This is a genomic window from Kocuria sp. (assembly GCF_030538595.1).
GTDB lineage: Bacteria > Actinomycetota > Actinomycetes > Actinomycetales > Micrococcaceae > Kocuria.
Genome location: NZ_JAUNTS010000012.1, coordinates 100,945 through 113,106, shown reverse-complemented (window position 1 = coordinate 113,106; position 12,162 = coordinate 100,945). Strand labels below are relative to the sequence as shown.

Sequence of the window (12,162 nt, the reverse complement as noted above, 5' to 3'; positions counted from 1 at the left end):
GGGACTTGAACCCGCGACCTCCGCCGTGACAGGGCGGCGCGCTAACCAACTGCGCTACAGGGCCTGGAATGGAACCCAGATCCGCGTGATTCCGCGGTTCTTACGGTTTCCAACGAGGAAAGATACTAGCATCAGTACCTGTTCCCCAGGCAAATCGAACGGCTTGCACCATTCGGATGTGTGGCCCACGAATCTCAAAGAACTGTGAACCAGTACCCCCAACGGGATTCGAACCCGTGCCGCCGCCGTGAAAGGGCGGTGTCCTAGGCCGCTAGACGATGGGGGCCTTGTCCTTGCGGACGATCGCCTACTGTACCAGCTACCCGGGGGTCTACGCGATTCGTGGATTCAGACACCACAGGACAGGTGTTGAGCAAACTCTCACAGCTTGGTGCAAAGATGGCAGAAGGCACGTTCATCAGTGGCACAGGCCACAAGAGGGGAGGCTCGACCGATGAATCAGCCGCTTGATTTGCCCGCTGAGGTCAACGCGGGCACGTGGCAGACATGGGATCACACGCACCAGGTGGAGGGCGTACGTACTGTTCGACCCACCACGCTGGAGGAGTTGGCGGCGGCCGTGACCGCAGTTCGGGAATCGGGAGTCGGGCTGCGGCCCGCCGGGTCCGGACACAGTTTCAGCGAGCTGGCTGCTCCCCGCGATGTTCGACTGGATCTCACGGAGCTCACAGGACTGCTGCAGATCAACCGGACCACCAATCAGGCGCAGTTCTTGGCTGGCACCACCTTGATCCGTGCGGCCAAGATTCTGGAGGGCGAGGGCCTGGCTTTCTCCAACCTCCCGGATGTGCTCCACCAGACTCTGGGTGGCGCCGTGTCCACGGCCACGCACGGAACGGGCACGGGGTACCCCTCCCTCTCAGGGCAGGTGTGCGCTCTGACCCTGGTGACCGCCGACGGCAACATCATGGGATGCTCCCCGGCCCACAACCGCGAGGTCTTTCAGGCAGCCCGCGCTGGTCTGGGTGTGATCGGCGTGGTGGCAGCCGTCACCATTCAGTGCGAACCCTCATTCCGTCTCCACTCAGCCGAGTTCAAAGAACCGATTGACCAACTGATCAATGCCGTTGGGGAACGCATGGCATCCGCCGATCATTTCGAGTTCTTTTGGAACCCCGTCACCGGATCGGCACATTCCCACATCATGACCCGGCTCCACCGCTTGCCGGATGAATGGTCCAAGCCGGGCTCCAAGGTGGCCCAGACGGTGCGGCGCATGGATGACACCGTGCTGCGCCGCGGTTTGCCCCTCGGCTTGAACCGGCTGGCCAGTTGGGCACCCAAAGCCGTGCCCGGGCTCAACCGGCTGGACACACTGGCCGTGAGTTCCAGGCGATTCACGGATCTGTCCTACAAGGTGTTTTCCTCCGCCAGACCCGTCAAATACGTCCAAACAGAATGGGCTGTTCCGCTGGAGGATCTGACGGGAACCTTCAGGGATGTCCAAAAGCTCCTGGAGAAACGTGGCTCCTACCTGGGGCTCCCGGTCACGGTCCGTTGCGCGGCTCCGGAAGAAGCGTGGATGTCACCCGCGCAGGGCCGCTACACCGGCTGGATTTCCGTCCGGCAGTTCTGGCGCACCTGGACACCGGAACTCTTTGACGAACTTCAAACCGTGTTCATGGCCCATGGCGCCCGACCCCATTGGGCCGGACGCCACACTCTGACCGCGGAGGATTTGGCCCCTGAGTACGACCATTGGGAAGACTTCCTGAGAATCCGCCAACACACAGACCCGGATGGGCTGTTCCTGTCAGAACCCATGCGCCGCCTGCTGGGAGTCTGAATCAAGTTGCTCGGCGGAGCAGAAAAGACTCAGTGAGCGCGTGCCACCCGGACCATCTCGTCACGCTCCACAACCTTGACGCGCTCACGCGGGTTGCCTTCGGCATCGTGGGATGACGCCCCCAGGTTCTGTTCGTACTCATCCAGCTGGAGCCACCCGTTCCAGGTGGTGTACTCAATGCCCTTGGCAGACATGGTTTCCTTGATGGCCTCAAAACCTGGCTGATCCGCACCGGCCAGGGTGGGGACGTCTTCCAGCAGATGAGTGATGGTCTCCAGAGCATCAGACTTGGTGGCACCGATCAGCCCCACCGGCCCGCGCTTGATCCAGCCGGTGGCATACAGGCCCGGATGAACCACACCGTTGGGATCGAGCACACGACCTTCGGCATTGAGGATCACGCCGCGGTCCAGATCGAACGGGATTTCGGCCAGCGGGGAGCCCAGGTAACCAATCGCGTGGTAGACGGCACCCACAGGGTGGTCAAAGTACTCACCGGTGGGGGACACGGAACCGTCGTCGTTCAAGCGGGTGCGTTCTGTCCGCAGGCCAACAACCGCGCCGTCTTCTCCCAGAACCTTCTCCGGTCGCTGGAAGAAGTGCAGGTGGAGGCGCCGGGATGCGGTCTTGGGCGCATCCTCCTCCAACCACTTGCGGAGGGTCTTCAGCATGACCTTGACCTGGTTGTTGTCCCCGGCGGCTTCCTCCGCCACGTGCTCATCGGAGATGTCCTCCGCGTGCACCACCAGGTCAACGTCCGGGACCTTGGCAAGTTCGCGCAGTTCCAGCGGGGTGAACTTCATCTGGGCCGGACCGCGGCGGCCGAACACGTGCACATCCGTGACCGGGTTGGCCTTCAACCCCTGGTACACGTTGCCCGGGATTTCGGTGGTGAGCATGTCGTCGGCGTGCTTGGCCAGCACCCGGGCCACGTCCAGGGCCACGTTGCCGTTGCCGATCACGGCCACCTTCTCCGCCTTCAGCGGCCACGTCCGGGGGTAGTCCGGGTGGCCGTCGTACCAGGCCACGAACTCGGCGGCACCGTAGACGCCGTCCAGTTCCACACCGGGAACCTCCAGCGGGGCGTCATTGACAGCGCCGGTGGAGAACACCACGGCGTCGTAATGCTCTTTGAGCTCGCCCAAGGTCAGGTCAGAGCCGTAATCCACGTTGCCGAAGAACCGGATGTCGCCGCGGCCCAGGATGGAACGCAGTGCGCTGACAATGCCTTTGATACGGGGGTGATCGGGGGCCACACCGTAACGGATCAGCCCGAATGGGGTGGGGTAACGGTCGAACAGGTCAATGGCAACCTCAATTTCGCCGTTCTTCACCGCATCCGATTTGGTCAGCATGTCCGCGGTGTAGATACCGGCCGGACCTGCACCGATCACAGCAACTCGCAGCGGACGCTTACCCGGGATGATCTCTACCACTGGTTTCCTCTCTCTGGTGACCGTCATCTTTACAACAGCCCCTTGCACTAATTTTTTACGACGACGCCGGTCCCCCGGCCCGCCCTCAACTCGCCCTGGCGGTGGTCACCGCATCAAAAGTCCCCGTCCCCGCAGAAGTTTCTTCTCCAGCGGGTTGAAGAACAGCAGTTCAATCACAATGCCCACCAACAAGATGGTCAGCACTGCGGTCAACACAATGGCCATGTCTGAAACCGTGCGGCCTTGGGCCAACAACGAGCCTAAGCCGAATCCAATGGATCCGCCGATCGCAATGAGTTCAGCCCCCATCAGCGAGCGCCAGGAGAAGGCCCAGCCCTGTTTCAGTCCGGCCACGTAGCCGGGCATGGCGGCGGGAAGGACCACTTTGGCTGCCAGTTTCCAACCATCTGCCCCCAGTACGCGGCCGGCTTTGAGCAGCTGCGGTGGAATTTGGTCGATGCCGGAGAGCATGCCGTTGACGATTGACGGGATGGCACCCATGAGCACCACAAAATAGACGGTGGCGTCTGAGAGCCCGAACCACACGATGGCCGCGGGAACCCAAGCCACGGAGGGCAGAACTTGCAGGCCGGTGATCAGCGGGCCAATGGCGCTGCGCAGCCCGTCCCACTGGGCAATCAACAGAGCCAGCGGTGTGGCCACGGCCACGGCGATCAGGAACCCGCTGACACCGCGCCACAGGGACGTGGCCAAGGCACCGGGGAGGGTGCCGTCCAATGTGGCTGCCCAGACCTGGCGCCCCACTTCCAGCGGCCCGGGCATGATGTCCGGGCGCGGGTCAATGATGGCAACGGCCAGCTGCCACACCATCAACGCGGCAATCAGCGCGACGACGGGCGGGGCCACCCTGCTCCGGAAGATCTCACCGGCGGAACGGCTCTGACCCCCGCGGGCCTGCAGCGCATCCAAACCGGCCAGAGCCGCTGCGTTGTCCTGCGGTGTTTCCAGGCTTTGCCCTGCTGGGCGCGGGGTGGTTGACGGAGAGGTCTCAGCGGGCATGGCGTCCGATCTCCTCCCTGAGCCGATGGGTGATGGTACGGGTCAGTTCATCCAGGGTTTCCTCCCGGGACTGTCCGCCGGCCTCGAATCCGTAAGAGGCCGGGTCCTTCCAGGGGCCGGTGTCCCATTCCTGCACAATCCGCCCGGGACGGGAGGACAACAGCAGCACACGTTGTCCCAGGTGAACGGCCTCGGAGACATTGTGGGTGATGAACACGATGGTCCTGCCGGTGACTTCCCAGATCCGCAAGACTTCATCTTGGAGCAGGTCACGGGTGATGGCATCCAAGGCGGAAAAGGGCTCATCCATCAAGAGCACTTCCCGCTCCTGGGCCAGTGCGCGGGCCAAGCCCACACGTTGGCGCATACCACCGGAGAGTTCATGCGGGCGTTTGTCCGCCACCTGCGGCAGGCGCACCAGCTCCAGAAGCTCCTGAACCCGGTCCTTGCGTGCGGCTTTGGGCACACCAGCAAGTTCCAGAGCCAATTCAACGTTTTTTCCCGCGGTCAGCCACGGAAACAACCCGGCGTCTTGGAACATCATGGCCGCACCTTGCACCGGCGCCGTCACTGACCCCTCCGTGGGGTCTTCCAAGCCGGCCACCAGGTTGAGCAACGTGGTTTTGCCAGAGCCGGAGGCTCCCAGGAGGGCAACAAATTGCCCGCGCTGAATGCTGAGATCTAGTCCCTGCAACACGGCACCGTCCTCCGCGGAGAACGTTTTGCCCAGATTCTCCAGGGTGATCACGGACTCCGCAGATGGACTGTCTGCGGGGGAGGTGGAGGGCGTCGTCGTGCTCATGCGGCCTCCTTCCGGAAACCCGCCCCGGGAGGAAGTGCTGCGGAAAGCTCTCCCCCCACGGGGTCCAGGCCGCGATCCTCACGCACGGTGTTGATCAGGGAGTCATCCACAAAACCATCCAGGGAAGCCTCCTGCGTGGTTCCGGCTTGGACACCGTTTTCCAGCAACGTGGGATACGTGGACTCCATGGGATCGGTGGTCCACTCCATGGCCTCCAGGGAGCCCTCAATGGTCTGCGGGTCAAGAGGTTCGGTACGGGCGTTCTCCAACCCCGTGTTCAGGGTTTCGATCACTTCATCCGTGTCCGCTGAGTTCAGGTACTCCACGGAATCCTCCAAACCGATCAGCACCTTCTCCACGGTCTGCGGATGCTGTTGCAAGAACTCGGTGCGCACGGCCAGTACCGTGGTGGGGTATTTGCCATCCGGCCACAGATCGCGTTCATCCACCAGCACCTTGCCGTTTTCCTCCTGCACCATGCGCGTGACCCACGGCTGTGGCCCCCAGAAACCGTCAATGGCACCCTGGCGGAAAGTCTGCAGCGCCTGTCCGGACGGCATGGGGGTGATGGACACGGACTCCGGGGTTCCCGTATCCACCTCATACCCCTGGTCCTGCAGCCACACGCGCAGCGCCACGTCCTGGGTGCCGCCAAAATCCGGGGTGGCAAACGTGCGTCCGGCCAAGTCATCCGCACCGGTCACGTCCTGGGACACAATGAACTGAGCACCGCCGGAAGTAGCTCCCGCCACCACGGTCACGGACTGCCCACCGGACTGCACAAACGAGTTGATGGCTGGGTTGGGGCCCATGAACGCAATGTCCACTTCACCGGAGTTCATGGCCTCAATGGTGGTGGGGCCCGTGTTGAACACCTGAGTGCTCAACTGCGTCTCGCCCAGAGCCTGCTCAAAATAGCCCCGCTCCACACCAGCCAGTGCCGGCCCGTGGGTCAGATTGCCAAAGTACCCCAGGGTGATTTCCTCCGCATCGGTGGTCTCAGTGACCGCCTGCTCCATGGCATCCAGAGTCCCGTTGGCGCGCAGCACCGTGGCCGTGACCGTGAGTGCGCACAAGATGGCCAATCCCACCAGCACCGCGGGCCAGCCCATACGACGACGGCGCCCTCCCTCACTCAGGCGCGCAGCCCCCCGGTTGCTGTCCCCGGCCGTTCGAGTGACGGTCTGGATGGGAGGTTTTTGCAAGGATGCCACTCAGAACTCCCCCACCAGTCCGGCAGCCAGAGTGTTGCCGGACTGGGAATCAATCAGCAGGAAAGCACCTGTACGGCGCAGATCCGCATAATCGTCCAGGGGCAGCGGGCTGGCTGTCCGTACCGTGACCGCACCCAGATCATTGAGTTCCAGGGAGGTGGCTTCCGTGAGATCCATGGTTTCCAGATCCACACGCCCCTGAATCCCAGTGATCATGGCCTGCACCGTGGCAGTCCCGTGTTTGAGCAGCACCCGGGCGCGGGGCTGCAGGGGTTGTGCGCCCAGCCAGGCCAAGCGTGCGGTGAAGGTCTGCACCGGCTCGGGAGGTGCGGGAGTGGCACCGGCAATCAACTCACCGCGGGCAACATCCAGGTCGTCCGCCAGACGCAAGGTCACGGAACGTGGTGCGGCCGCGCTGCGCAGCTGCTCTCCCGGAAAAGCACCCCCAACGGTGGTGGCGGTGCCTGCAACGTCAATGGCTTCCACCGTGGTGGTCCGCCCGCTGGGCAGCACCACCACCTCATCCCCCACGCTGACCGTGCCGGAGGCGATCTGTCCGGCGTAGCCGCGGTAGTCACGGGTGGCATCGGCATCCACGCCCTGGGCCACACCGCCCTGGGGCCGGATCACGAACTGCACCGGGAACCGGAAAGCGCGGGCTTCCCCGGAACCTGATTCATCCAGGGTGGGCAGTTCTTCCAAGATGCGCAGCAGGGGGCGGCCGTCGTAACCGGGCGTGGCGGCGTCGTCCTGAGTCTCCGGAGCCTGTGCGGTGTACCAGGGGGTGTGCTGAGAGGGCTCCACCACGTTGTCCCCTTCCAGCGCGCTCACCGGCACCACTTTCAGATTGACCACGCCCAAAGATGCAGCCACGCGCGTGATGTCCGCCGAAATCTGGTCAAAGATCTCCTGCGAATAGTCCACCAGGTCAATCTTGTTCACGGCCACAATCACGTGCGGCACCCGCAACAAAGCTGTGACGGCCAGGTGCCGCCGGGTCTGTTCCACCACACCGTGACGGGCATCCACCAGAAGCACCACCGCATCCGCAGTGGAAGCTCCCGTGACCGTGTTCTTGGTGTACTGCACGTGGCCGGGGCAATCGGCCAGCACAAAGGAGCGGCGGTCGGTGGCAAAGTAGCGGTAGGCAACATCAATGGTGATGCCCTGCTCCCGCTCCGCCCGCAAACCATCGGTCAGCAGTGCCAAGTCAATCTGGCCCGATCCCCCGCCGAACCCACGCTCAGCGGAAGTCCGGGTCACGGCCTCCAACTGGTCGGCCAGGATGGCCTTGGCGTCATGCAGCAAACGGCCCACCAGGGTGGACTTGCCGTCATCCACTGAACCTGCGGTGGCAAAGCGAAACAGCGAACCGGGGTCAATGGTGGGGGTTTCCGTCACAGGGTTCTCCGTGATCTGCGTGGTGTCTGCGATGCGGATGTGCTCAACACCGCCTGGACGTGCTGGATGAATGTGCTCAACGGGGCTGCTCATCAGAAGTAGCCGTCCTTCTTGCGATCCTCCATGGCGGCTTCGGACAGTCGGTCATCGGCACGGGTGGCGCCGCGTTCGGTCAGCGTGGACACCGCCACCTCGGCCACCACATCGGAGACCGTTTCCGAATCGGAGAGCACCGCACCCGTGCAGGACATGTCCCCCACGGTGCGGTAGCGCACTGTGTGGATTTCCACGGGTTCCGAGTCCTTGGGCTGGGACACCGGGGTCACCGCAACCCACATACCGTCCCGGCGGAACACATCACGTTCGTGGGCAAAGTAGATGGGCGGCAACTCAATGTTCTCGCGTTCTATGTAGCGCCAGATGTCCAACTCGGTCCAGTTGGAAATGGGGAACGCCCGCACGTGCTGCCCGGCAGTGTGCCGCCCGTTGTAAAGGTTCCACAGCTCCGGGCGCTGATTACGCGGATCCCACTGGCCGAACTCGTCGCGCAGGGACAGGATGCGTTCTTTGGCCCGGGCCTTGTCCTCATCCCGACGCCCGCCGCCAAATACGGCGTCGAACTTGTTGGTCTCAATGGCATCGAGCAGGGGAACCGTCTGGAGCGGGTTACGGGTGCCGTCGGCGCGCTCGGTGAGGCGGCCGTCGTCGATGTAGTCCTGAACGGAAGCAACCTCCAGGCGCAAGCCCAGCCGTTGCACGGTGCGGTCGCGGAAATCCAGAACTTCCGGGAAGTTGTGACCCGTGTCCACGTGCAGCACGGGGAATGGGATAGCCGCGGGCCAAAACGCTTTGGCGGCCAGGTGCAGCATCACCACGGAATCCTTGCCACCGGAGAACAGCATGGCCGGGCGGTCGAACTCCGCCACCACCTCCCGGATGATGTGGATGGACTCCGACTCCAACGCATCCAACGCGGACTGCTCACCCGTGGCCTGCTGCGCCACGGCGTGGGGCTCGGCCTGCGGCTCAGCGTCCTGCGGAACTTGGGTCATGGGGATTACTCCTGGCTTCCGTGACGGGCACCCTGGATTCAGGGCAAGCCCATGGGGCAAGTGGGATTTCGACGACGCCGCCGCACGTGGTGGGTGAGGCGCCGCGGAATGGATTACAGGTGGATGCCGCACTCGATCTTGTCGGTGCCGGACCAGCGGCCGGCGCGGGGGTCTTCCCCCGGGGCCACACGACGCGTGCAGGGTGCGCAACCGATGGAGAGGTAGCCGTCCGAAAGCAGCGGGTTCACGGGCAGGCCGTGGATATTGCTGTAATCGGTCAGTTCATCCAAGGACCAGCGCACCATGGGATTGACCTTGACGATCTTGTGGGTCTCGTCAAAGGTCACCATGGGTGCGTTGGTGCGGGTGGGGGATTCATCACGGCGCACGCCGGTGAACCACACGTCGTACCCGGTGAGAGCTTCTGCCAAGGGCTCCACCTTGCGCATCCGGCAGCAGGCTGTGGGGTCCGTGGAAAACAAATCCTTGCCGTGCCGGCTGTCCTGTTCGGCCACGGTGAGCTTGGGCAGCACGTCCACCACGTTGACGTCCAACATGAACTTGACGGCTTCCTTGGTGCCCTCCGTTTCCGGGAAGTGGTAGCCGGTCTCCAAGAACAGCACATCCACGCCGGGGATCTGATCCGCCACCAGTGCCGGCAGCACGGCATCTGCCATGGAGCAAGCCACTGCCACACGCGCCTGGGGGAAGTTATCAGCCACCCACCGGATGGCTGCCACGTGGTCTGCTTCACCGGCAGTGGGCACGGTGCCTTCCACGCTCAGTTCTGCGCCGAGTTCCCGCGCGCCAGCAATGGCCAGTTCCCGCAGCTCTTCCTCGCCGCGAGCTGGTGCTTCCGTGATGTTGGTTGTCATTTCAGGTCGTCCTCCTCCGCGCGGATGGCCCACGCAGCGAAGCTTTCATCAGATTCACGCTGGGCCAAGTAGCGCCGGGTCAAATTCTCCACGTAATCAGGCAACTCATCTTGGAACACCTTTAGTCCCCGAACCGTGCGACCCAGGTTGGCTTCCAGGCCACGTTCCACGCTGGCGAATCCGCCACCCAAGTGAACCTGGTATCCCGGCTTCTGGCCGCCGTCCTCCGTGGGAAGCAGCTGGCCCTTCAGACCGATGTCTGCGGCCTGGAACCGGGCGCAGGAATTGGGGCAACCGTTGATGTGCAGGCTGATGGGGGCGGGCAGGGTGACATCTTCCAGCCTACGGTCCAGGTCATCCATCACATCCGAAGCCACCTGCTTGGTTTCCACGATGGCCAGTTTGCAGAACTCAATGCCTGTGCAAGCCACGGTGGCTCGCCGGAAGGCACCGGGCTTGGCGGGTAGATCAATGGCTTCCAGGGCAGCCACTGCGGCATCAACATCGGCGTCGTCAATGTCCAGGATCAGCAGCTTCTGGTAGGGGGTGGTGCGAACTCTGTCCGATCCAAAACGCTGCATGACCTCAGCAAGTTGGTGCAGCATCTTGCCGGGCACGCGGCCGGCACGCGGGGCCACCCCAATAAAGTTCTTGCCGTCCTTCTGTTTGTGGACGCCAATGTGGTCCCCCGGAGTTCCGGGTTCTTGCGGCGCCGGACCATCCTCAAGTTCATAGCCCAGATATTCGTCCTGGAGCACCTTGCGGAACTTCTCCACGCCCCAGTCCCGGACCAGGAACTTCAGGCGAGCGCGGTTACGCAGGCGGCGGTATCCGTAGTCACGGAAAATCCCGGTGACACCGCGCCAGACGTCCACCACCTGGTCTTCACGCACGAAAACACCCAGGCGCTTGCCCAGGAACGGTTGCACGGAAAGTGCCCCACCGATCCACAGGTCAAAACCGGGACCAAACTCAGTGTGATCAACGCCCACAAAGGAGCAGTCGTTGATCTCATGCACCACGTCCAAGGACGGGTGCCCGGTGATCGCGGTCTTGTACTTGCGGGGCAAGTTGGAGAACTCCAGCTTGCGGACCTCTGTTTTGAGAGCGTCCAACGCGGGTGTGGGATCAATGATTTCATCCACAGCCACCCCCGCCACGGGCGAACCCAGGATCACGCGTGGAACATCACCGCAGGCGGAGACCGTGTCCATGCCTGCTTCCTCCAGGCGCCGCCAAATCTCCGGAACGTCCTCAATCCGAATCCAGTGGTATTGGATGTTCTGACGGTCCGTGACATCTGCCGTGCCGCGCGCAAACTCGGTGGAAATCTCAGCAAGAACTTTCAGCTGCCGCAAAGTGAGCGTGCCACCATCCAGGCGTACCCGCATCATGAAGTACTCATCTTCAATTTCGGAGTCGCTGAGCGAACCTGTTTTTCCGCCGTCCACCCCTGGCTTGCGCTGCGTGTAGAGACCCCACCACCGGAAACGACCGTGCAGGTCATCGCCGTCAATGGAGGCAAAACCCTCCTTGGAGTACTTTTGCTCTATCCGAGCACGGACGTGAAAACCATCGTCCTCGGCCTTGAATTCTTCGTTGTGATTCAGCGGCGCTGGGCCGTCTACTTTCCACTGCCCCTCGGGCTTGGGTTTGCGCGTGCGAGCAGGACGCGCCGGTGTGGAGGATGTCATCGTTCCAGTGAACGCTGTGGGTACCCGCAGGGTCACGTTCGCCGTAACAGTCGGACACAGTTGCGGTTCTGGCCACAACCTCACCAGGACCACGGCGTACAGACTCTCGCAATGTTCGACGCCGGTGCGGGCGAACTCCTGCCGTGCAGCACCCATCAAGCAGACAGCTGATACCTCACCGAACTGATGGAGACACTGATGACTGGATCCCCTGCCTGGCCCCACGTGGCCCCACGCCCCAGCACCCGCCGATCCCATGGAGTTGTTCGCGGCGTGGTTCCGGCAGGCTCAAGAGCGGGAGGTGCCAGGTCCACGCGCCATGGTTCTGGCCACTGTGGCTCCCACGGGGCTGCCGTCCCAGCGCGTGGTGATCCTGCGTGATTTCAGCACGAACGGTCTGGTTTTTGTCAGCTCGGCAATGAGCCGCAAAGGCGTTGAATTGGCTCGGAACGCGCAGGCAGGTGCGCATTTCCACTGGCCAGCGCTCCAGCGCCAGATCAGCGTGGCCGGCGCGGTGGAGGTCCTCACGCCGCAAGTCTCCGATGCCCTGTTCCAGGAGCGTTCGCCCCGGGCCAAGGCGGTTGCGGTGGGCTCCGAACAGAGTGCTCCACTACTGGACGCCGGTGATTTGCACCGCCACGTGGAAGCGCTGGCCGCCCACGGTTCCAACTTGCCGCGTCCCGCCACCCAGGTGGGTTACGTTCTGAAGCCGACCGCTGTGGAGTTTTGGGCCGGAAACGACGACGAACTGCACAATCGCCTACGTTTTGACCAGCTCAACGGCAGGTGGAACTCAGTACTGCTCCAGCCCTGAGTGGCGTTCCCACTGGCGTGCATCCCAAACCTGCTCCGCCCCGGGAG

General features: G+C 63.1%; 10 protein-coding genes and 1 tRNA gene. 2 read left to right on the top strand and 9 right to left on the bottom strand.

Annotated features, from left to right (window positions below):
• Positions 1–213: 213 nt before the first annotated feature.
• A tRNA-Glu gene (locus tag Q4G32_RS10790) sits at positions 214–286 on the bottom strand.
• Positions 287–454: 168 nt separating this feature from the next.
• Between Q4G32_RS10790 and Q4G32_RS10785 the strand changes: the two genes are divergently transcribed.
• The gene (locus Q4G32_RS10785) at positions 455–1,807 is read left to right on the top strand and encodes a D-arabinono-1,4-lactone oxidase (RefSeq protein ID WP_303351325.1); all 1,353 of its coding nucleotides are present in this window, start codon (positions 455–457) and stop codon (positions 1,805–1,807) included.
• Between the two features lie 29 nt (positions 1,808–1,836).
• Here the strand turns inward: Q4G32_RS10785 and Q4G32_RS10780 are convergent, their stop codons facing one another.
• From Q4G32_RS10780 to Q4G32_RS10745, 8 genes are all read right to left on the bottom strand, one after another.
• The gene (locus tag Q4G32_RS10780; protein ID WP_441327495.1) at positions 1,837–3,270 is read right to left on the bottom strand and encodes an FAD-dependent oxidoreductase; all 1,434 of its coding nucleotides are present in this window, start codon (positions 3,268–3,270) and stop codon (positions 1,837–1,839) included.
• 78 nt (positions 3,271–3,348) lie between these two features.
• Positions 3,349–4,263 carry an ABC transporter permease gene (locus tag Q4G32_RS10775; RefSeq protein ID WP_303351323.1) on the bottom strand — a complete coding sequence of 305 codons (915 nt, stop codon included), beginning with the start codon at positions 4,261–4,263 and terminating at the stop codon, positions 3,349–3,351.
• Positions 4,253–5,065 carry an ABC transporter ATP-binding protein gene (locus tag Q4G32_RS10770; RefSeq protein ID WP_303351321.1) on the bottom strand — a complete coding sequence of 271 codons (813 nt, stop codon included), beginning with the start codon at positions 5,063–5,065 and terminating at the stop codon, positions 4,253–4,255. Before Q4G32_RS10770 ends, Q4G32_RS10775 begins: the two co-directional genes overlap by 11 nt.
• Positions 5,062–6,279: an ABC transporter substrate-binding protein gene (locus Q4G32_RS10765; RefSeq protein ID WP_303351319.1), complete on the bottom strand. Its 1,218-nt coding sequence runs from the start codon at positions 6,277–6,279 to the stop codon at positions 5,062–5,064. Before Q4G32_RS10765 ends, Q4G32_RS10770 begins: the two co-directional genes overlap by 4 nt.
• A complete protein-coding gene (locus Q4G32_RS10760) occupies positions 6,280–7,773 on the bottom strand; it encodes a sulfate adenylyltransferase subunit 1 (RefSeq protein WP_303351317.1) in 1,494 nt (497 codons plus the stop codon).
• On the bottom strand, positions 7,773–8,732 hold the full coding sequence (gene cysD / locus Q4G32_RS10755; protein WP_441327494.1) for a sulfate adenylyltransferase subunit CysD: 960 nt from the start codon (positions 8,730–8,732) through the stop codon (positions 7,773–7,775). The genes Q4G32_RS10760 and cysD overlap by 1 nt, the downstream gene beginning before the upstream one ends.
• A gap of 113 nt (positions 8,733–8,845) precedes the next feature.
• Complete coding sequence (locus Q4G32_RS10750) at positions 8,846–9,607, bottom strand: phosphoadenylyl-sulfate reductase (protein ID WP_303351315.1); 762 nt, start codon at positions 9,605–9,607, stop codon at positions 8,846–8,848.
• The gene (locus Q4G32_RS10745) at positions 9,604–11,301 is read right to left on the bottom strand and encodes a nitrite/sulfite reductase (RefSeq protein WP_303351313.1); all 1,698 of its coding nucleotides are present in this window, start codon (positions 11,299–11,301) and stop codon (positions 9,604–9,606) included. Before Q4G32_RS10745 ends, Q4G32_RS10750 begins: the two co-directional genes overlap by 4 nt.
• A 202-nt stretch (positions 11,302–11,503) precedes the next feature.
• Between Q4G32_RS10745 and Q4G32_RS10740 the strand changes: the two genes are divergently transcribed.
• A complete protein-coding gene (locus Q4G32_RS10740) occupies positions 11,504–12,115 on the top strand; it encodes a pyridoxal 5'-phosphate synthase (RefSeq protein WP_368660392.1) in 612 nt (203 codons plus the stop codon).
• Positions 12,116–12,162: the final 47 nt, after the last annotated feature.

Bases quoted from the DNA above. Each gene is read 5' to 3' on its own strand.
- cysD (WP_441327494.1), bottom strand. From the start codon at position 8,732: ATGACCCAAGTTCCGCAGGACGCTGAGCCGCAGGCCGAGCCCCACGCC.
- Q4G32_RS10760 (WP_303351317.1), bottom strand. From the start codon at position 7,773: ATGAGCAGCCCCGTTGAGCACATTCATCCAGCACGTCCAGGCGGTGTT.
- Q4G32_RS10770 (WP_303351321.1), bottom strand. From the start codon at position 5,065: ATGAGCACGACGACGCCCTCCACCTCCCCCGCAGACAGTCCATCTGCG.
- Q4G32_RS10780 (WP_441327495.1), bottom strand. From the start codon at position 3,270: ATGACGGTCACCAGAGAGAGGAAACCAGTGGTAGAGATCATCCCGGGT.
- Q4G32_RS10750 (WP_303351315.1), bottom strand. From the start codon at position 9,607: ATGACAACCAACATCACGGAAGCACCAGCTCGCGGCGAGGAAGAGCTG.
- Q4G32_RS10785 (WP_303351325.1), top strand. From the start codon at position 455: ATGAATCAGCCGCTTGATTTGCCCGCTGAGGTCAACGCGGGCACGTGG.
- Q4G32_RS10775 (WP_303351323.1), bottom strand. From the start codon at position 4,263: ATGCCCGCTGAGACCTCTCCGTCAACCACCCCGCGCCCAGCAGGGCAA.
- Q4G32_RS10745 (WP_303351313.1), bottom strand. From the start codon at position 11,301: ATGACATCCTCCACACCGGCGCGTCCTGCTCGCACGCGCAAACCCAAG.